Here is an 18,388-nt window from a genome sequence, read left to right on the forward strand (position 1 = left end):
TTGGTTTATGAGATCAATGATACGATAACTGATAAATGCAATACCTTTCAGAAAAATAAGTTGCATTATGTTAGTTTACACTGCCTGGTACTTGGATATTACAAATATTTCGAAAATTAATTTCATCATAATGAATATTATATTTAAATTATTATGGGCTAATCTATGGACTAATTATTAAGTTATTCTTAAGTTAGTCTGTTAAGGTTTCCATACCTTATGTTCAATGAATTCATAAAGACGGATGAAGGAGAACGAAAACTCTTCCAACACTCGCTGACGCATCGTCTTATTAACGACGATTCCTATGATAATACCAGAAATCGCGCCTCCTACTATATCCAATGGATAGTGAATCCCAGACCATATCCGGGAAAATCCGATGACCGCGGCAAGAACGAACCAAATCCGTCCTTCTTTTCGGCGCCAAAGCCAAATGGAGGAAGCTACCGCAAAAGCTGCAGCTGCATGATTACTGGGAAAAGATGCCGATGCATCGTGTTGAACTAATTGGATAACATGATGAGCCACGAACGGACGATCCCGATGATAAATCGCACCAATAATGTTATTGACTCCTAATGCTATGCCGGCTGAAAGGAGCGTATTCACTACCATTTTCCGATTATCCGGGGTTCGAATAAACCAATAAACAATAACACCTAAGTAAAATACATAATCCAAATTGTTGGCAAAAAATGCGACCATAGGATTCAAAGCTGAAAACCTATCGGCAAAGTGATTAATCGTTTGAAACCATTGGTAGTCTAATTGAGCTAAATTCATAAGTAACTCCTTCAATCATTATTTTAATCTGGTTGCAAGCTTACTAAAGCAAGATTAAAAACTGATGAGGAAACTGTGTTTGGGATTCAAAAAAAATCAGGACATCCCTAGGAATGTCCTGATTTTTTTCAGCTTTAATCTTCTTTTTGCTTGTTTAATGCCCCCAAAATTATTTCAATATAGTCTTTGAGGCTTGGATCCAAGTATTGCGGCGCGAAATGTTTGACAGGCGATCGAAAACGCTGCATGGCTTCTAATTGCTATTAATTTTCATATGTACGAAGACGTAGTTCAAAGAAATACTGTACAATTGGATGCTTTAACTTCATCTTCTCGGTCATATTTAAAATTCGCTTTTTACCAACTCGTCTGTCAACCAAAGCTAGAATATTCAATAAGATATCATTGCTCTCTATACTTTCCTCTATTGAACTGGATAAAAACTTGTTAGCTATGACGACGAAATTTGATTTACTTAATGATGACTGTGCTGACAAAAGCTCTTTTGCATATTCCGTTATTTTTCTACTTCTTGCAATTACTTTTAAACGATCCTCCGGAACACTCCCTTTGGTATCTTTTCTAACCGCTTCGATTTCTTCATTGTTAATAGGAATCTGGATATCTGAATCATTCTTAATTTCCAACTCTGTCTGATACCATCTGATTAAGGTATTACTCATGTTGAGTACGTTCTTTTTATCTACGGCAATATAACAAAGTCCTGCTTTATCTGGTAAATAGCGGTAGCTCGTTGAAAGGTATTCGACCTTTCCAAATAGCGCTGGACTGAGAAAGCTCTCCAGTTGTTGTTTCAATTTGCTCCAGGCCATGTTTTCCTCCTATGTTTTAATTAATAAATCAACCATCGATTTACTCGTTCTAATATCCATAATACAATAACCAACTCAACGATCAAATACAACCTTAAATCCAATCCTCCCTCTTCTAAGTTTGAGAATGTACTAGAACTCGTAGGACACGCTATTCACGTAGAAAAGGACTGCCACATGGCAGCCCTTATAATATACAACTATTTTACGCCGATAGTTAAATAGAAAACAGATCGCATCGGCGGTCTGCCCCACCTAATAATCACAGAACTAACCCTGCTGATTGTAGCCGTTGCCAATGCCGGGATAAGCAGATTGCCGCGCACCATATACCGGATAGGAGACTTGCAAATGTTGCTCCACTTTTGGTGGAAAGCTATCAGGCCGTGTCTGACGATGATGAACGCAATCGGCCGGCGGACCGATCGTAGTCGTGCTCTTGATCGGTGCTAACGCCTGTGTCACCGTCTCTTGATCTAGACAGTACGTGTGAGCAAGCATGTTTCTCGGTGCCAGCCTAAGGAAGTCAGATACTGCAATGAATTCCGGTACTGGCGCGTCGAAGATCGCAAGCAGATGCGTATCGTCTTCCGTAGCCATCTCCCAGTGGAACCATCCCTGGGGAATATTAGTCACCTGACCAGGCGTTATATTGTAATTAAGCACGGTTTTGGTAAATGGATTCAGAATCGACACGATAGCTGCTCCCCGAATACAATAGACCAGCTCAGAAGCGTTCTGATGTATATGCGGCTCGACCACATTCGCTTTAGATAAGTAGATGTCGAGTAGGGATACGTTGCCCAGTGTATTCAGCTGCTGAATACTCAGGGCGTTAATGAAATTGTTCGCATCCTTTGTGAATGTACGATTGTTCTTCAGATCGTAGAAATATTGTACGTTTGGAGAAGTGAAATCCATATAGGATACAGCCATTCGCTCAGCCTCCCAATTGTGGTTTTATCTTTATTTAGCGTATTCCACTGCATTCATTGCCATGACTAATGCATTGACGATTGGATAGGCGTTAGTCATTAACTGAAGTTGTTTGATTTCTTGCAAAGAAAACTTTCAATTACGAACATGGCTCCTAATGAATCCCTCTGCCGGCCTCTCTTCTTTACAAGAATTAGTAAGCATGGTATGTTTGCATTGTAGGTTCGCTTTTTGAAACTCAGTTTCATACAATGAAACATTTGAGGAGTGATGAAATGGATACGAAGGAACAGGTGAAAGCCCAATTTGGAGCAAACGCTTCTCATTATGTCGATAGCCCAAATCATGCATCCGGTCAAGATTTGAAAACATTAATCGAGTGGGCTCAATGGGAGAATGCTGAACAGGCGCTCGATATCGCAACAGGAGCCGGACATTGTACACTTGCGATAGCCCCCTTTGTCAGTGAAGTGACCACGCTGGATATTACGACCGAGATGCTGCAAGAAGCGGAAGCATTCCTTACCGGGAAGGGCTGCACGAATATCAAGTACGTAGTTGGGGACGCGGAGAATCTTCCCTTTGCCCAAGAACAATTCGATATGGTCAGCTGCCGCATCGCCGCCCATCACTTCCCTGATCCCGACCGGTTCGTAGAGGAAGCTTGGCGCGTATTGAAGAGCGGCGGAGTCTTTATTCTAATGGACAACATTGCTCCGGAATTGGATCGAATCGACACTCTCTATAATGATATTGAACAACGACGGGATCCTAGCCACTTTCGTGCTTGGAAAAAAACAGAGTGGATTCGTCGCATCGAGCTAACCGGATTCCGTGTGGAACAGCTGATTCAGACTGGCAAGCCGTTCGAATTTGCTTCTTGGTGTGCCCGAATGAATGTCTCCGAGCAGGTCAAGCAAGAATTGGAGTCCGATATGCTAAACTTGCCAGAAGCGGATCAGCAGCAGCTTAAGGTCCGTAGCGAGAACGGCAAACTACTCAGCTTCGAGGGAAGCTACATGATGTTGAAAGCACGGAAGGCATAATTCGACTAGTTGATGTACTCCGCGAGGTTGGTGAATCAAGTCATTCTCAGTGCTTAAGTTGTATAACAAAAAGCCGCGTATTTGGTATGATTCCCTCCTACCAAATACGCGGCTAAACATTTAGTTGTGATTTAAGCCTTGAATTTATTCTTCGTTATTTTCCATCCATTGAAAATGAAAACTTCCCTCTTTATCAACTCGCTCGAACGTATGCGCGCCAAAATAATCTCTTTGTGCTTGTAGCAAATTAGCCGGCAATCGCTCTGTACGATAGCTGTCGTAATAAGCTAAAGCGGAAGCAAACCCTGGAATGGGTATCCCTCTCGTTACGGCAATCGCAATTACTTTTCTCCAAGCATCTTGATAGTTAGTAACGATTTCACCGAAATATCCATCTAATAACAGGTTTTTCAGAGCTGGATCCCGATCATAAGCGTCTTTAATGTTTTGTAAAAATCTTGCACGGATAATACAGCCTCCGCGGAAAATCATCGCAATGCTGCCATAGTTCAGATTCCAATTATATTCATCGGAAGCAGCTCTCATTTGGGCAAAGCCTTGTGCATAGGAAGCAATTTTACTGGCGTACAAAGCTTGGCGAACGGCTTCGATGAACGCCTTAGGTTCTCCATCAAAGCTTGATACCGCTGGGCCATTAAGTCGTTTGCTCGCCGCTACGCGTTCTTCTTTCATAGCCGAGATGAACCGCGCGAACACGGATTCAGTAATAATGGACAACGGAACGCCTAAATCCAATGCACTTTGACTTGTCCATTTTCCGGTACCTTTTTGTCCGGCCGAATCGAGAATGACATCTACCATCGGTTTGCCTGTATCCGGATCTATCTTCGAGAAAATGTCAGCCGTGATTTCCATCAAATAACTATCCAGCTCACCATTGTTCCATTCGGTGAAAATCTCATGAAGTTCACTAGTAGTTAAGTTCAGTACATCCTTGAGCAAGTGATACGCTTCGCCAATGAGCTGCATATCACCGTATTCGATCCCATTGTGTACCATTTTGACATAATGACCAGCCCCATCTTCTCCGATATACGTCGAGCACGGATCGCCATTCACCTTTGCCGAAATTGCAGTCAAGATAGGCTCAACAAGTTCATACGCGTCCTTTTGGCCGCCTGGCATAATCGCCGGACCATTCAGGGCTCCTTCCTCTCCGCCTGAAACACCTGCACCGATAAAGCGGAATCCTTTCGCTTGTAGATCCTTATTTCTTCTTTGTGTATCAGGGAAAAAGGCATTGCCACCATCGATGAGTATATCCCCTGGACTAAGGTAAGGGACAAGCTGATCAATAGTATCATCTGTTGGTTTTCCCGCTTTTACCATGATTAATATTTTACGCGGCGTTTCAAGCGTTTGGACAAATTCTTCCATACTATATGTGCCTATGAAATTCTTGCCTTGCGCTTCCTCAACTAGCTCCTTCGTTTTCTCAGGGGAACGGTTATACAAAGCTACCGAAAAGCCCTTACTTTCAATATTCAAAGCTAAGTTCTTCCCCATTACGGCTAATCCAACGACGCCAATTTGCTGTTTACTCATTGTTAGTACCTCCCCGAATGATCTAATGTCTAATCAGCCTTTAACTGCTTTTTTCCAATCTGCCGCGAATTTCTCAAGCCCTTGATCTGTTAAGGGATGCTTGGAAATTTGTTCAATGACGCTGAACGGCACCGTTGCAATATGTGCGCCAGCCATGGCTACACGTGTGACATGATCGGGATGACGAACGGATGCGGCGATGATTTGTGCATCTAAGTTATGAACTCGGAATAGCTCCGCAATCTTGACGACGAGTTGTACGCCGTCTTCGGATATATCATCAAGACGACCCAAGAATGGCGAAACATAGGTAGCACCAGCTCGAGCAGCCAATAAGGCTTGATTTACGGTGAAGATCAAAGTCACGTTTGTTTTGATACCTTTATCGGTTAAATAACGGCAAGCTTCTAAGCCATCCAATGTCATTGGTAATTTAATTGTAATGTTCTTATCGTAATTGTTAATCTTGATAAGCTCTTCCGCTTGAGCAATCATTTCTTCAGCCGTTTCTGCTTCCGGTGTAACTTCAGCCGAAACGGATTCGACTTTAGGCACTAATTTCAAAATTTCTTCGATGCGATCCTCGAATTTCACGCCTTCTTTGGCTACCAAGGATGGGTTAGTCGTCACTCCAGACAGAACTCCAACTTTATATGCTTTTTTGATATCCGCTACATTTGCGCTGTCGATGAAAAGTTTCATAATAAATTACCTCCATAAATTTAATTTAGTTTTTAAACTGTGATCCAGTTGGTTCTTTACGTATGACTCAGAAGATCCTTCGATACCCGAACAACGTTCTCTACGGAGAATCCGAAATATGCCATAACCTCAGGTCCTGAGCCCGATGCACCAAAAGTTTGAATCGCGATCATTTGCCCTTGCGGACCAACATAACGTTCCCACCCCATTGAAATACCAGCTTCAATGGATACGCGTTTGGTGACGGAAGCAGGAAGAACGGTTTCTTTATAAGCAGCTGTCTGACGTTCAAAAATGTCCATACTAGGCATTGCTACGACTCTGACAGATATATGATCCTTCTCTAACTCTTGTTTCGCATTCACAGCCAAGGAAACTTCGGATCCGGTACTGATCAGAATAAGATCTGGACGATCGTTGGTTTCCGTCAAAATGTAGGCGCCCCTCTTCACCTCTTCCAAATTTGCTTTCGTTGCACTGTAAACGGGAAGGTTTTGTCTACTTAGCACAAGTGCTACCGGCCCATTCTTGTTCTGCAAAGCATACGCCCATGCGCTCGCTGTCTCGTTGGCATCGCTCGGCCGAATCACGGTTAGGCCGGGAATCGTCCTCAGAGCAGCCAAGTGCTCGACAGGCTCATGCGTCGGGCCATCCTCGCCAACTGCAATCGAATCATGCGTGAATACATAAATAATTGGCAGTTTCTGCAACGCAGCCAATCGAATAGATGGTCGCAGATAATCACTAAATACGAAGAAGGTACTTACAAAAGGGATAACGCCGCCATGCAAGGCCATGCCGTTACCTGCCGCCCCCATCGCGTGCTCACGTACCCCGAAATATACATTTCGTCCTTCATAGGAGCCTGCACCGAAAGTTTTTTCTCCAATGATATCTGTCATCGTCGAATGCGATAAATCGGCGCTTCCACCGAACAAAGAAGGAACATGTTTCAAAAAATGATTAATCGCATTCCCACTGGCAACACGTGTGGAAATGGTTTTCGAATCATCAAATGTTAGGATATCGGAAGCTTCAATCAGGACTTTCCCTTCTATGGCATTTTCAATTTCTAGTCCAAGCTCTGGATACGACGTCTTATAGGAAACGATCAGTTGATTCCATTCAACTTCTTTTGCCTGTCCGAGAAGCTTCAAATGATCAAAGTGAGCCTGAACATCGTCAGGAACAGTGAATTCATCATGCTGCCATCCATAGAATTCTTTTGTCGCTTTGGCTTCTTCGGCCCCTAGTGGATTACCATGTGCTTTATTTGTTCCTGCAACTTTAGGGCTTCCATACCCAATGATCGTTCTTATTTCGATTAAGGAAGGTCTCGTGGTATCTTGCTTTGCTAGTTCAATCGCTTTCGTGATTTCAGCGATATCATTGCCATCCTCAACTCGCAAGTATTGCCAATTCGCAGACTCTGCTCGTAACTTTGCCTGATCGGAATATGAAACATTAAGAGCCCCATCTAAGGAAATATCATTGGAATCATACAAAACGATCAATTTATCTAGCTTCATATGCCCAGCCATCGACATCGCCTCGTAGGAGATACCCTCCATCAGGCAGCCGTCTCCAACAAGTGCATACGTATGATGGTCAATGACCGGGAAGGTATCTTTGTTAAATTTCGCGGCCAAATGCGCTTCAGCCATTGCCATCCCTACAGCCATCGCAATCCCTTGTCCTAAAGGACCTGTCGTTGCGTCAACACCATCTGTATGCCCATATTCCGGATGGCCTGGCGTTTTACTTTCAAGCTTACGAAATTGTTTTAGATCATCTATCGTCACCTGATACCCCGATACATGCAGCAAACTATAGAGAAGTGCTGAGCCGTGTCCCGCGGACAAAACAAATCGATCGCGATTGAACCATTTGGCGTGGAATGGATTATGTTTTAAATGTTTTGCCCATAATGCATAGGCCATCGGGGCTGCTCCCATCGGCAGTCCAGGATGTCCCGAATTCGCTCTGTTGATCGCATCGATCGATAAAGTTCGAATCGTGTTCACGGATAGTTGATCAATTGGTATATTCATAAATATTGAACTCTCCTTTAGTTGCATCGTTATCTGATGCATTTCTATTATCGAACCACCAATGGAAGCCGTCTTTCATCAGCAATTCATTAGCTTCTTGCGGTCCGTATGTTCCTGCTGGGTAGATATGAAGCGGGATCAGATTATCTTGATAAGCGTCTAAAATAGGCTGTACCCATTCCCATGACAGTTCCACTTCATTCCAATGGGCAAAGTAGGTTTTATCGCCAAGTAAAGCATCATGAATGAGTGTTTCATAGGCATCTTTAACGTTTACTTCTTTTTTCGTGAAGCTTAGTTGGCTTCTGAGCGATGTTTCAACGTCTGAAAACGCGAGATCCGATCGACTTTTAAGAAAGGTAATGCCTTCGTCGGGACCAATTTCTATGGTCAAGAGATCTTTTACTGGGCCCTCGGATGTGAATTCGATAACGATTCTCGTCACTTTCTCTTTCAGCCGCTTACCTGTACGAATGTAGATGGGCGTGTCCTTCCAGAACGGATCATCGACTCGTAGTCTAGCTGCGATGAAAGTATCATTGTGAGAACCCAAAGCTATTCCAGCCTCATCGGTATAACCGACAACTTGCTCCTCTTTTATCACTCCTGAAGCATATTGACCACGAACCACATGTTGCGTAACATCAATTTTATTTAATGGCATTAACGACTTCATGATTTTACTTTTAAGATTTACAACCTCATCTGCCGAACTTCGTTTCGGAAACTCGATAGTTAACATCATTAATAATTGAAGCATATGATTCTGAAACATATCGCGGATGGCGCCTGCATGATCGTAGTAGCCAGCTCTTTCCTCCACACCCAAGGTTTCAATTGCGGAAATTTGTACACTGGCAATCGTACGTGTTCTTAAATCCTGCTCCGTAAGAGTTGACTGAAGTAGTTGACCCATTTGCTGGACCATAGGCTTGCCTAAATAATGATCAATTCGATAAATGTCAGATTCATCAAATGCTTGGTTCAACGTATGATTTAATTGTCTTGCCGATTCCAAGTCATGGCCGAAAGGCTTCTCGATTACCAGCCGCTTCCAGCCGCTTGCTGATCCAAGTCCGCTTTCATGTATATTTGTTGCAATTGTCTCAAAGAATTCAGGTCCTACAGACAAATAAAACATGCGATTGGGCATTATGTTAAGCTCAGCTTCCCGATCTTCAACCAGCTTCAGCAGCTTTGTGTAATCTTCTTTACGGTCAACATCTAGAACATGATACTGAAATGAATTCAGGAATTTTTTGATCCTAACAGCATCTTTCACATCACTTCGGGAAAAAGTAAGAAGGGATTTTTCTACATTTGCCTGAAATGATGTATGAGTTAATTCCCTTCTTCCAAGACCAATGAATGAAAAGGATGAAGGTAGTTTCTGATCGATGTACAATTGATATAAGGCTGGGTAAATCTTTCTTTTGGCTAAATCACCTGTAGCTCCAAACAAAACAAAAGTTGCTGGCTCCAATTTAATCGCTCCTTTACTGGTTTCTTTGTCGTTGCTCCACTATAATGTTTGATATGTCCATTAAATCAATCTAGGAGCTCGCCCCATTTTATGAACAATAATTACGAATTGTATAAAGTTTTCTATTGGGCTGCGAAGACCGGTAGCTTAACACAGGCTGCTAAAGTCTTATACCTCACCCAACCAAGCGTTAGCCACGCCATTAAACAACTGGAAGACAGCTTTGGTATGACATTGTTTTACCGTAATTCCAAAGGCGTAATGCTAACTCAAGAAGGTGAAGTTCTATATTCCTACATAGAGAAGTCCCAAATTCTTATATCGCTAGCTGAAAAGCAAATGGCCGCGCTTAAAAATCTAGATAGTGGCGAACTACGGATCGGCGGAAGCGATTCACTGTTTAAGCATTACATTCTTCAATACTTGGAAAAATTTCATAAACAATATCCCAGCATTCGGCTTCATCTTAATCACGGAACAACACCAGAGATCATTGCTCTTTTAAAAGAGGGAGAAATTGATTTGGGTGTCGTTCGTATGCCAATTGCAGATCCCCAACTTGAAGTAAGGGAAAGCTTACAGCTTCAAGACTGCTTTGTAGCAGGAAGTCTGTATTCCGAACTTCAAAATGTCGTACTATCTTTGGATATGTTACTTCAATATCCACTCATTCTATTCTCACGAAATAGTCGGGCAAGAATGGCCATTACGGAAGTATTTCAAAGTTATGGTCATCAACTCAAACCCGAAATTGAGGTTGGAAGTGTGGATCTACTCATTGAGTTAGCGCGCAAAGGACTTGGAATTTCTTATGTGACCAGAGAATTTGTATCCAAAGAACTAGAAGAAGGTACACTCTTCGAGATTCAATTAGATGTTCCGATACCACCATCGCATGTAGGGATTATGATTATGCGCAACATGCCAATTTCAGGCGCGGTCGAGAAATTTATTGAAATGGTTCACTAAAGGGAATCTCGCATCACGCAGATATTTCTGATAACCAACCAACTGCATTGTGAATATCTTCAAAGTCATGATAACGTAATTCAGTTGTATTTTTTTCAATAGATTGTCTCATATCGTCACTAGTAATCGTATTATTAGGACTCACAGTAGCGGTGTATTGTATGCCCGCATTTAGCAGTTTTGGCAACCACTCTGAGGAGAACCAAACAGCGTCTTCTGCCAAAACGATACTAGGACTTTTATCAATCAATACTTTTTTCGCTTTTTTTATTACTGCAAGTTCAATCAGTTTATTCAGAGGCACGCGAAACTCTTCTTCCTGTGCTAAGGAGTTCCATCGAATCACAACGGCTTCAATCACATCATCCCAAAAAATATGAGCTTTATTTGAGAAATAAAAGTGCATCATATTTAATCTCTCCTCTCAGATAGATCTACGGATAGCGAACTACTTCTATAGATGAATGAAGGCGTATCCTTCCGTAAAAAATGCTTTTTTGTCGTAATTCCACTATAGTACGAAAATGATGTATACAAGTAATTAATATATTTGACAATAGCCATAGATGCGGTGAATGGGACAAGCATATGGATCTATATTCTTGTGACTCGACAAAAAAACGAAGCTAGCACATTTTTTCGTGTGCTTCGCTTCGTTTTTTATCTTTCATCCTCGGTCGTCAATGCATACAGCCGAACCATTGGCTCCACTAGGATATCGACGCTTCATATATGGACTTAATGGAACGGGTCAATTTCTCGTTGAACTGCTCGTCCGACTGTTGATCATACAAACCTTCTGCCAATGCGCGGGAGAAGCTAGCGATCAAGCCGCGATTTCTGGCCAGCCGTTCGTTGGCTTCTTTCTGGTCATACCCCCCGGACAGTGCGACGACCCGAGCGACGTGTGGCTCGTCCATCAGATCACGATAGAAATCGTCCTCGCTTGGGATCGAGAGCTTAAGCATAATGGTAACATCGGGAGCAAGAGCGGACAACTGCTTGAAGATTTCATCTTTCAAAATCCGTTCCGATTCCCCCTTGTCGAAGCTGTTAATTTCGACTTCTGGCTCGATGATGGGGATAAGTCCTGCGGACCAAATTTGCTTGCCGAGCTCAAACTGCTGCTGCACTACCTTGTGTATCCCTTCCGGATTCGCTTCGTGAATGACCGAACGCATCTTAGTTCCGAAGACGTTGCGCTCGACCGCCCGCTGGAGCAAGTCTTTCAGATCCGGAATTGGCTTTAGCAGCTGCACGCCTCCGTCTGATTCTGCCAGCCCCTTGTCAATCTTCAAAAAAGGTACAATGCCTTTCTTCTCCCACAAGTAATCGGTCGTAAACAGCCCATCGATCTTGCGGTCCATGGTGTTCTCGAACAGTATAGATCCCAGGATGTATTCCGCGTCAAACGCAGGGTTCTTGATAATACGCGTCCTCATTTCATGCACCAGCTCAAACATCTCCTCGTCGCCAGAATAACGGCTCGGCTCGATGCCGTACTGCTGGAGCGCCTTCGGTGTACTCCCTCCGCTTTGATCCAACGCTGCGATGAACCCTCGACCAGTGCGAATTCGTTCCAATTGCTTCGTATTCATGTACAATTCCTCCCAAGAATGCGTTTTTTTTCATTCATTGTACATCAAATTGATCAAAATTGGAAAAAGTGCCGAGAATGCTGAGAATAAGTATTATTTCCATTGGCAGAGGGACATATTGCTTTAATGCGATTCTCAGATCAACTAATAGTGCATAATTTCGTTACATTATGTCATAGGCCAATCTAAATGTTTTATTATGCGCTTGAAACTTACGTAACGTAATGCATTATGATGTGGATACTGGCTAAAGTTGGGTAAAATGAGAGGGAGTTGAAGAGAATGACGAAACTAACACGAATTGGTAAAACAGATTTAGTTGTCAATCCAATTGGGCTTGGATCAAGCGCTGTGGGAGGGCATAATGTTTTTCCTAATTTAAATGAAGAAGTAGGCAAAGATTTGGTGCGGGCTGCGATCAACCATGGAGTAAATTTTTTAGATACAGCGTTTTTTTATGGAATAGGACGTTCAGAGGAGCTAATAGGTGAAGTGATCAAAGAAGCAGGAAACCGTCATGAACTCATCCTTGCAACAAAAGCCGGCCTTACACTTGTCGGCAATGATCTTGCCATGGATAATTCACCTTTTTTTTTGAAACAAGCTGTTGAAGATAGTTTGAAAAGGATGCAAACAGATTACATTGATTTATTTTATATTCATTTTCCAGATCAAGATACACCTAAGGATGAAGCGGTTGGAGTCTTAAAGCAGCTTAAAGACGAAGGTAAAATTAGAGCAATTGGCGTTTCTAACTTCTCACTCGAACAATTGAAAGAAGCCAATAAGGATGGCTATGTTGATGTATTACAGGGAAACTACAACTTGCTGCAGCGTGAAGCGGAACTAGATTTCTTTCCCTATACGACAGAGAATAAAATCTCTTTTATTCCATACTTTCCACTAGCTTCGGGCTTGCTGGCCGGCAAATACAATTCGGATATGACATTCAATGATTTTCGCAAAGATATGCCTCACTTCCATGGCGGTAAATTTAATATAAATTTAGAAAAGGTAGAGCAGCTCCGTATAATCGCAAATGAAAAAAATGCCGAAGTTGCTCATGTGGTCCTTGCTTGGTATTTAACACATGATTCAATTGATGTTGTCATTCCTGGTGCAAAAAGAACAGAGCAAGTGCTGGATAATTTAAAAACATTAGACGTCCACCTGACAAAAGAAGAAATCAACGAAATTGATCATATTTTTAAATAGGTGCTCTGTGGTGAACACATTCAGGCCGATCTCTTATCTTCTTTGGTCACAGATGTCTCACGCGTGCATATAGTTAGCTCCATCCGTCATATTCGGCATAGACATAATCTCTAAGTCAGCCCTTTCTCTTGTTTATTTAAGGTACGATTCACCTTTTCCACACTTATCAACATTAGGGCGAGAAATACTAAGACGACAATTGGGAATAGAGATAAACTAATTTGTGACGCAATAAGACCAAACATAGGGGGAAGGAATGTTGTTCCAGTGTAGGCGACAGCCATTTGGTACCCCATTAATTTGGCTGAATTATCGCGTCCGAAACGAGCGGGAGTTTCATGCAAAAGCCCAGGATAAATGGGAGCAAGGCCTAATCCAATAAGAATAATACCAATTAGAGAAAATGTACCCGGTAATGGAAGTAGAAGAATGATTCCCCCGACAATTGTTACGATCTGTCCGTATCTAATTAACACACGATTACTGACCTCAAGGGCAATAAATCCGGTTATCAACCTTCCTAATGTAATGCCTGCATAATACAAGGAGATCCAGCGGGCCGCACTCTCAGCGGATATTTCCAGCGGACCAACCAAATAACTGGCCCCCCATAGTCCTATGGTCATTTCCACGCCACAATAAAATAGGAAAGCTATTAGAGTAGGTTTTACACCTTTGATTTGTAGGATATTTACTTTATTTAAGGATGAGTCGACCGGCTCAAGTTCTGGTTTATTTGTAGTTTCACTCACTTTTAAACGTTCTTCCTTGCGTTTGGCAGCCACACGATTCCAAAGAGGAAGCGTGACAAACAATATAACAACGAGTGAAAACTGAACAATGGATACCGCAACATATCCTCCCCTCCAGAAGCCGTTATCCCCTATATATCCTGACATTACAATTGGACCCATAGTAGCCCCAACTCCCCAGAAACAATGGAGCCAATTCATGTGATGAGCTTTATAATTTTCAGCAACATAATGATTTAAAGCTGCATCAACAGAGCCACCACCAAGTCCAAGGGGAATAGCAAAAATTATGAGCCACAGCATGGAAGGTGAAATTGAAAATCCAAGTAACGCCCCTGCTGTTAATACGCAACTAATTAGAGTTACTTTTCCGGTTCCCAGACGTTTAACTATAGCACCACTAGCTAAACTTGATACAATGGTCCCCGCGGCTATCGTCATGGACACAATTCCCGCCGCCCCCATTGATGTCCCTATGTCTTGCCACATGACAGGCCAAGCCGATCCCAGCAATGAATCTGGAAGACCGAGGCTGACGAAAGCAAGATATATAATTAGTAAAAACCATGTAGCCATAAAATCACCCCCTTTAAAATCATACTTTATAAAGTAACTTTATTAAGTATGTGCGATTCGTATTTTTTTGTCAATATACTAAAAAGAACCCCTGGAATCACAGGGGTCTTTCTTAATTGAAATTAATGGTCGGTTCTAACTCTTTAAGTATGATCCATCGCATACCAGATTCGAAATCCTCTTGGAACGTGTCTTGTTGGATCACTTCGGGATAGGTCGGCATGATATGTTCCTGTTGATACCTCTCCCACTCGTTTCTCCAGAAGCTTACGTCTACCCTATCTACATATACGACAACCATGTCAGGCGCGAGAATAGCGTTCACGGTATGAATGAGCTGGCATAAGGAATGGACAAATAGTGTACTGTTCATTTGACTCCATTGTTGATTGTTTGGGAGAAATTTAATTTCTCCAGCCATTCCGCTCTTACCTTTAACTAAACTGCCATTAAGATAAATTCCCATGCCTGGAGGATATTTTGTAGGAAAGTAAATGCCAACTATCGACCTATCATCAGAAAATTCATGGTTCGCATAAAAACCGCTGACAGCTGCATTAACATCATTCTCAACCAAAACTGGCAAATTAAACTTTGATTCGATTTCTTCAGCTAAACGGATTCCTATTAATTCACTATGACTAGTTACCGTCACTTCTCCGTTTACTGTTTGCCCTGGAATTCCAAAGCCAATCACTTTAATGGAAGGATACAGATTGATAAAATGTTCAATACTTTCATAAAGAAATTGGCGTTCAAACCGTGGCAATATATGTTCTTCTTTATCTATAATTCGATTTTCTAAATTAACAACCATAATAGTAACTAGTTCGTTGCCTTGATTCTCTTTTAAACTGATAACAAGTGCTAGACTAAAATCATAATTAAAACGATAGGTTAAAGCCGGTCTTCCACCGTTGGAAGGTACTGTTTCGTCCTCAAATATCTCTCCTAGTTCATGCAATTCCTTAACAAGAGAATTAACGGTGACCACACTGAGCTTAGTTAATTTGGACAGTTGTGGTTTGGTAGCTGTTTCGATTTGTTTAAGTGCTTGACGTACGTTATTTAAATTAATCTCTTTCATTAAGATAGCATTCGCAACTTTCATTTTGCTTCTCCTTATCTGGAATTAATTTTATCGTATACAGGTTTCCCTAACAAATTTGATACACATAATTCCCGAATTAACTGCTTAAAAGTAATGTAACATACCGTTTCACATTCCCATACATTTATTTGAACATAAAGATTAACGTCTTTCATCTTAGGCTGCCGCACAGACAAATAGTCACTCACCTACATAACATGAATAAGGAATGATATACACCTACTTTTAAAGGAGTGGAATGGATAATGAGTTTGCAACAGCTGTCTCCGCCGCCCACATACCCCCCTGCTAAGTCCTCTGGTTCTTACATGATCGATTGCGTTAATCAATACACCTATGTATGGTTAAAAAATGGCGACAGTTTCTGGTTTTTTCCGATTCGTGTAGAATCCTTCGGAACATCAGGTTTTAGATGGACAGGATCATACTGGTTATATGATGGCATAGATTCAAGGTTTATCGATACTGTAGCTTGTCCTCCGATTCCTACCCTTTATTGAATAAAACCATCGCCATTCATAATGGCGATGGTTTTTGATTGATTTGATTATTGCTGTCACCCCTTCATCCTGCTTTTTGCCTTCGCAACTTGGACTGCTTCCCGGATCTCTTCGTAGCTGGTGCACCGGCAAAGATTCGACTGCAGCCAGCCACGGATCTCTTCATCATCGGCATCTGGCTTTGATTGTAACAGGGGGTGGCAAACCATAATAAACCCTGGTGTACAGAATCCGCATTGAAAAGCAAACATTTCAATAAATGCTTGCTGCACAGCCGTCTCTCCACCTAAGCCTTCAATCGTTGTGACCTTGCGGCCAGGAGCTTCTACTGCAAGCATAAAACAGGATTTGATCGGCGTGCCATCAACCAATACGGTGCATGCACCGCAGTCCCCATTCTCGCACCCAGCTTTAGCGCCGGTAAGCCCAAGGCACTCCCGCAGCACACGAAGCAGTGTATCAGCTGAACGAATGGTCACCTGGTGTTTTTTTCCGTTAACAGCGAGCTCTACTTCTGATTATTCTTTTAACCACGCGTTTGCAAGCGTAATCGCACCTCTAGCTGCAGCAGTGTTCGCCAAAGCGTTAAGCATTACGAAATCGTGAATAATGCCTTGAAAACGGACAGCCGTAACGTGAACGCCTGCTTCGCGAAGCTTATTGGCATATGCCTCGCCTTCATCGCGCAAGACATCGGCTTCAGCTGTAATAATGAGTGCTTGTGGGAGTCCCGCAAGCTGCGCTGTGGTCGCGCGCAGCGGAGAAGCATAGATGTCATCTTTATCCCGCGGCTCCGCCACATACTGCTCCCAAAACCAAGCCATACCATCTTTCCGAAGGAAATAACCGGTTGCGAATTCCTTATAAGATTCCGTATCCAGGCTCGAATCCGTTACAGGATAGAAGAGCAGTTGTTTATGAATCTTTGGACCTTTGCGATTTTTGGCCATCAATGTAATAGCAGCCGTCATATTTCCTCCTACACTGTCACCAGCTACATAGAGGCGGTCCGTGTCGAACCCGTTTTCTTCACCGTTATCGGCAATCCATTGCAGGACGGCATAAATCTCTTCAATGGCCGTAGGAAACTTGGCTTCCGGCGAAAGGCTGTAGTTCGGAAATACAACGCACGCCTCTGAACCGACCGCCAACTCTCGGATGAGACGATCATGGGTATGTGCGTTCCCGAATACCCAGCCGGCACCGTGAATGTAAAGAATGACCGGCAACTTTGCCGTTACGTTTTTCGGGCGCATCAGCCTGATCGATACTTGACCGCTGGAACCCCCCTCGATTATTTTATCTTGAATGTCGACCGGTAGTTTCTCAATATCTCCAGATTGGACAGCATCGACTGTTTCGCGCCCTTTCTCCGGACCCAGGTCAAATAAATACGGTGGGTTTTCATTATCTTGCACAACTTTAAGCGCGGCTGCTTCCAATACTACTTTTTGTACGTTTGGCATGAACAACATCTCCTTTGGGTTAGGTCTCTCCCTTCCCTTTAACCAAAATAAGGTTCGACGAACCAGGTTACCCCCAAGCTAAATCCGTATGATTGATTATGACAGCACGGGTGCCAGCCCCGCGGCCACAACCATCAATACATCTTGTACCATTGCTTCTGCGGTGCGATTCTGGGGATTTCGACTCCACTCCACGGCAGAACCAAATATGCCCCAACTCGTGACGAGCGATGTAGCTTGCACAATCTCTACCGAGACCTTGGATTCTGACTCTGCATGTAACCATTCGAATAGGAGTTGATAAAGTTCTTTTTGCATCGCGATTTCAAACAACGGCTCAAATTGACGGTCTTCTGATGCCATGTACTCCCGAGTACGGGCAAGAAACTCAAAAACAGCAAGTAAGAGGGTACGCAAATTGCCCATATTTGATATCGAAGAATCCGGCAAAGCATCTTTCAATTTCTTCTGAAATTTTTCCCTCATCCAACACTCAAGAAATGCAAATTTATCTTCAAAATGCGCATAAAATGTGGCTCTATTCACAGTCGCCCGAGCAGCAATGTCTTGAACTGAAATGGAGTAGATATTCTTCTTTTCTAGTAGCAATTCCATAAAGGACTGCATCAATAACTGACGCGTGCGCTTCACGCGAGGATCGTTTGCGTTTATAGGCATTATTCACTTCACTCCTTAATTAACTAAGACAACAAAAACGCAGTGCTGTTGTTTAAGCCACGATAACAACCTTTTGCTGATTGTACAGATTGCTCAAAGCGTTTATCATTCATTTCACAG

16 protein-coding genes and 1 pseudogene are annotated in these 18,388 nt (G+C 42.6%); 3 read left to right on the top strand and 14 right to left on the bottom strand.

What is annotated here, in order from left to right; genetic code table 11:
* Positions 1-201: 201 nt before the first annotated feature.
* From GC096_RS33490 to GC096_RS33500, 3 genes are all read right to left on the bottom strand, one after another.
* Positions 202-786, bottom strand: coding sequence for an undecaprenyl-diphosphatase (locus GC096_RS33490; RefSeq protein WP_171636644.1), 585 nt, complete (start codon positions 784-786; stop codon positions 202-204).
* A gap of 263 nt (positions 787-1,049) precedes the next feature.
* Positions 1,050-1,619 (bottom strand): SF0329 family protein, encoded by a 570-nt coding sequence (locus tag GC096_RS33495; RefSeq protein ID WP_171636646.1) that lies wholly within the window; start codon positions 1,617-1,619, stop codon positions 1,050-1,052.
* A gap of 270 nt (positions 1,620-1,889) precedes the next feature.
* Entirely contained in the window at positions 1,890-2,555 is a 666-nt protein-coding gene (locus GC096_RS33500; protein WP_171636647.1) for a cupin domain-containing protein, read from the bottom strand.
* Positions 2,556-2,830: 275 nt separating this feature from the next.
* On the opposite strand from GC096_RS33500, the gene GC096_RS33505 reads away from it, so the two are divergent.
* The gene (locus GC096_RS33505; RefSeq protein ID WP_171636648.1) at positions 2,831-3,601 is read left to right on the top strand and encodes a class I SAM-dependent methyltransferase; all 771 of its coding nucleotides are present in this window, start codon (positions 2,831-2,833) and stop codon (positions 3,599-3,601) included.
* 144 nt (positions 3,602-3,745) lie between these two features.
* On the opposite strand, the gene gnd is transcribed toward GC096_RS33505, so the two are convergent.
* The 4 genes from gnd to zwf are packed head-to-tail and all read right to left on the bottom strand — an operon-like array spanning position 3,746 to position 9,403.
* Complete coding sequence (gene gnd / locus GC096_RS33510) at positions 3,746-5,167, bottom strand: NADP-dependent phosphogluconate dehydrogenase (protein ID WP_171636649.1); 1,422 nt, start codon at positions 5,165-5,167, stop codon at positions 3,746-3,748.
* 33 nt (positions 5,168-5,200) lie between these two features.
* Positions 5,201-5,869 carry a fructose-6-phosphate aldolase gene (gene fsa / locus GC096_RS33515; protein ID WP_171636650.1) on the bottom strand — a complete coding sequence of 223 codons (669 nt, stop codon included), beginning with the start codon at positions 5,867-5,869 and terminating at the stop codon, positions 5,201-5,203.
* A gap of 56 nt (positions 5,870-5,925) precedes the next feature.
* Complete coding sequence (tkt, locus tag GC096_RS33520) at positions 5,926-7,920, bottom strand: transketolase (protein WP_171636651.1); 1,995 nt, start codon at positions 7,918-7,920, stop codon at positions 5,926-5,928.
* Positions 7,904-9,403, bottom strand: coding sequence for a glucose-6-phosphate dehydrogenase (gene zwf, locus GC096_RS33525; RefSeq protein WP_171636652.1), 1,500 nt, complete (start codon positions 9,401-9,403; stop codon positions 7,904-7,906). Before zwf ends, tkt begins: the two co-directional genes overlap by 17 nt.
* Positions 9,404-9,493: 90 nt before the next feature.
* Between zwf and GC096_RS33530 the strand changes: the two genes are divergently transcribed.
* Positions 9,494-10,372, top strand: coding sequence for a LysR family transcriptional regulator (locus GC096_RS33530; protein WP_171636654.1), 879 nt, complete (start codon positions 9,494-9,496; stop codon positions 10,370-10,372).
* A 13-nt stretch (positions 10,373-10,385) separates the two neighbouring features.
* Here GC096_RS33530 and GC096_RS33535 read toward each other — a convergent pair whose 3' ends face one another.
* Positions 10,386-10,781: a hypothetical protein gene (locus tag GC096_RS33535; protein ID WP_171636656.1), complete on the bottom strand. Its 396-nt coding sequence runs from the start codon at positions 10,779-10,781 to the stop codon at positions 10,386-10,388.
* 301 nt (positions 10,782-11,082) lie between these two features.
* Positions 11,083-11,970, bottom strand: coding sequence for a fructose bisphosphate aldolase (locus GC096_RS33540; RefSeq protein WP_171636905.1), 888 nt, complete (start codon positions 11,968-11,970; stop codon positions 11,083-11,085).
* A 282-nt stretch (positions 11,971-12,252) separates the two neighbouring features.
* Here GC096_RS33540 and GC096_RS33545 point away from each other — a divergent pair, with 282 nt between their 5' ends.
* On the top strand, positions 12,253-13,185 hold the full coding sequence (locus GC096_RS33545; RefSeq protein ID WP_171636658.1) for an aldo/keto reductase: 933 nt from the start codon (positions 12,253-12,255) through the stop codon (positions 13,183-13,185).
* A gap of 110 nt (positions 13,186-13,295) precedes the next feature.
* On the opposite strand, the gene GC096_RS33550 is transcribed toward GC096_RS33545, so the two are convergent.
* From GC096_RS33550 to GC096_RS33570, 5 genes and pseudogenes are all read right to left on the bottom strand, one after another.
* The gene (locus GC096_RS33550) at positions 13,296-14,513 is read right to left on the bottom strand and encodes an MFS transporter (protein WP_171636660.1); all 1,218 of its coding nucleotides are present in this window, start codon (positions 14,511-14,513) and stop codon (positions 13,296-13,298) included.
* Between the two features lie 112 nt (positions 14,514-14,625).
* A complete protein-coding gene (locus GC096_RS33555) occupies positions 14,626-15,624 on the bottom strand; it encodes an ROK family protein (RefSeq protein ID WP_171636662.1) in 999 nt (332 codons plus the stop codon).
* A gap of 556 nt (positions 15,625-16,180) precedes the next feature.
* Positions 16,181-16,636: pseudogene (locus GC096_RS33560) on the bottom strand ((2Fe-2S)-binding protein); the annotation flags it as partial.
* A gap of 6 nt (positions 16,637-16,642) precedes the next feature.
* Positions 16,643-17,590, bottom strand: coding sequence for an alpha/beta hydrolase (locus GC096_RS33565; RefSeq protein WP_171636665.1), 948 nt, complete (start codon positions 17,588-17,590; stop codon positions 16,643-16,645).
* 96 nt (positions 17,591-17,686) lie between these two features.
* Positions 17,687-18,268, bottom strand: a complete 582-nt coding sequence (locus tag GC096_RS33570; RefSeq protein WP_171636667.1) for a TetR/AcrR family transcriptional regulator — start codon at positions 18,266-18,268, stop codon at positions 17,687-17,689.
* Positions 18,269-18,388: the final 120 nt, after the last annotated feature.

It is taken from the genome of Paenibacillus plantarum (assembly GCF_013141695.1).
Classification (GTDB): domain Bacteria; phylum Bacillota; class Bacilli; order Paenibacillales; family NBRC-103111; genus Paenibacillus_E; species Paenibacillus_E plantarum.

What these genes read in the sequence shown, in the direction of transcription:
- GC096_RS33490 (WP_171636644.1), bottom strand. Translation starts at nt 786, where the DNA reads ATGAATTTAGCTCAATTAGACTACCAATGGTTTCAAACGATTAATCAC.
- GC096_RS33495 (WP_171636646.1), bottom strand. Translation starts at nt 1,619, where the DNA reads ATGGCCTGGAGCAAATTGAAACAACAACTGGAGAGCTTTCTCAGTCCA.
- GC096_RS33500 (WP_171636647.1), bottom strand. Translation starts at nt 2,555, where the DNA reads ATGGCTGTATCCTATATGGATTTCACTTCTCCAAACGTACAATATTTC.
- GC096_RS33505 (WP_171636648.1), top strand. Translation starts at nt 2,831, where the DNA reads ATGGATACGAAGGAACAGGTGAAAGCCCAATTTGGAGCAAACGCTTCT.
- gnd (WP_171636649.1), bottom strand. Translation starts at nt 5,167, where the DNA reads ATGAGTAAACAGCAAATTGGCGTCGTTGGATTAGCCGTAATGGGGAAG.
- fsa (WP_171636650.1), bottom strand. Translation starts at nt 5,869, where the DNA reads ATGAAACTTTTCATCGACAGCGCAAATGTAGCGGATATCAAAAAAGCA.
- tkt (WP_171636651.1), bottom strand. Translation starts at nt 7,920, where the DNA reads ATGAATATACCAATTGATCAACTATCCGTGAACACGATTCGAACTTTA.
- GC096_RS33530 (WP_171636654.1), top strand. Translation starts at nt 9,494, where the DNA reads ATGAACAATAATTACGAATTGTATAAAGTTTTCTATTGGGCTGCGAAG.
- GC096_RS33535 (WP_171636656.1), bottom strand. Translation starts at nt 10,781, where the DNA reads ATGATGCACTTTTATTTCTCAAATAAAGCTCATATTTTTTGGGATGAT.
- GC096_RS33540 (WP_171636905.1), bottom strand. Translation starts at nt 11,970, where the DNA reads ATGAATACGAAGCAATTGGAACGAATTCGCACTGGTCGAGGGTTCATC.
- GC096_RS33545 (WP_171636658.1), top strand. Translation starts at nt 12,253, where the DNA reads ATGACGAAACTAACACGAATTGGTAAAACAGATTTAGTTGTCAATCCA.
- GC096_RS33550 (WP_171636660.1), bottom strand. Translation starts at nt 14,513, where the DNA reads ATGGCTACATGGTTTTTACTAATTATATATCTTGCTTTCGTCAGCCTC.
- GC096_RS33555 (WP_171636662.1), bottom strand. Translation starts at nt 15,624, where the DNA reads ATGAAAGTTGCGAATGCTATCTTAATGAAAGAGATTAATTTAAATAAC.
- GC096_RS33565 (WP_171636665.1), bottom strand. Translation starts at nt 17,590, where the DNA reads ATGCCAAACGTACAAAAAGTAGTATTGGAAGCAGCCGCGCTTAAAGTT.
- GC096_RS33570 (WP_171636667.1), bottom strand. Translation starts at nt 18,268, where the DNA reads ATGCCTATAAACGCAAACGATCCTCGCGTGAAGCGCACGCGTCAGTTA.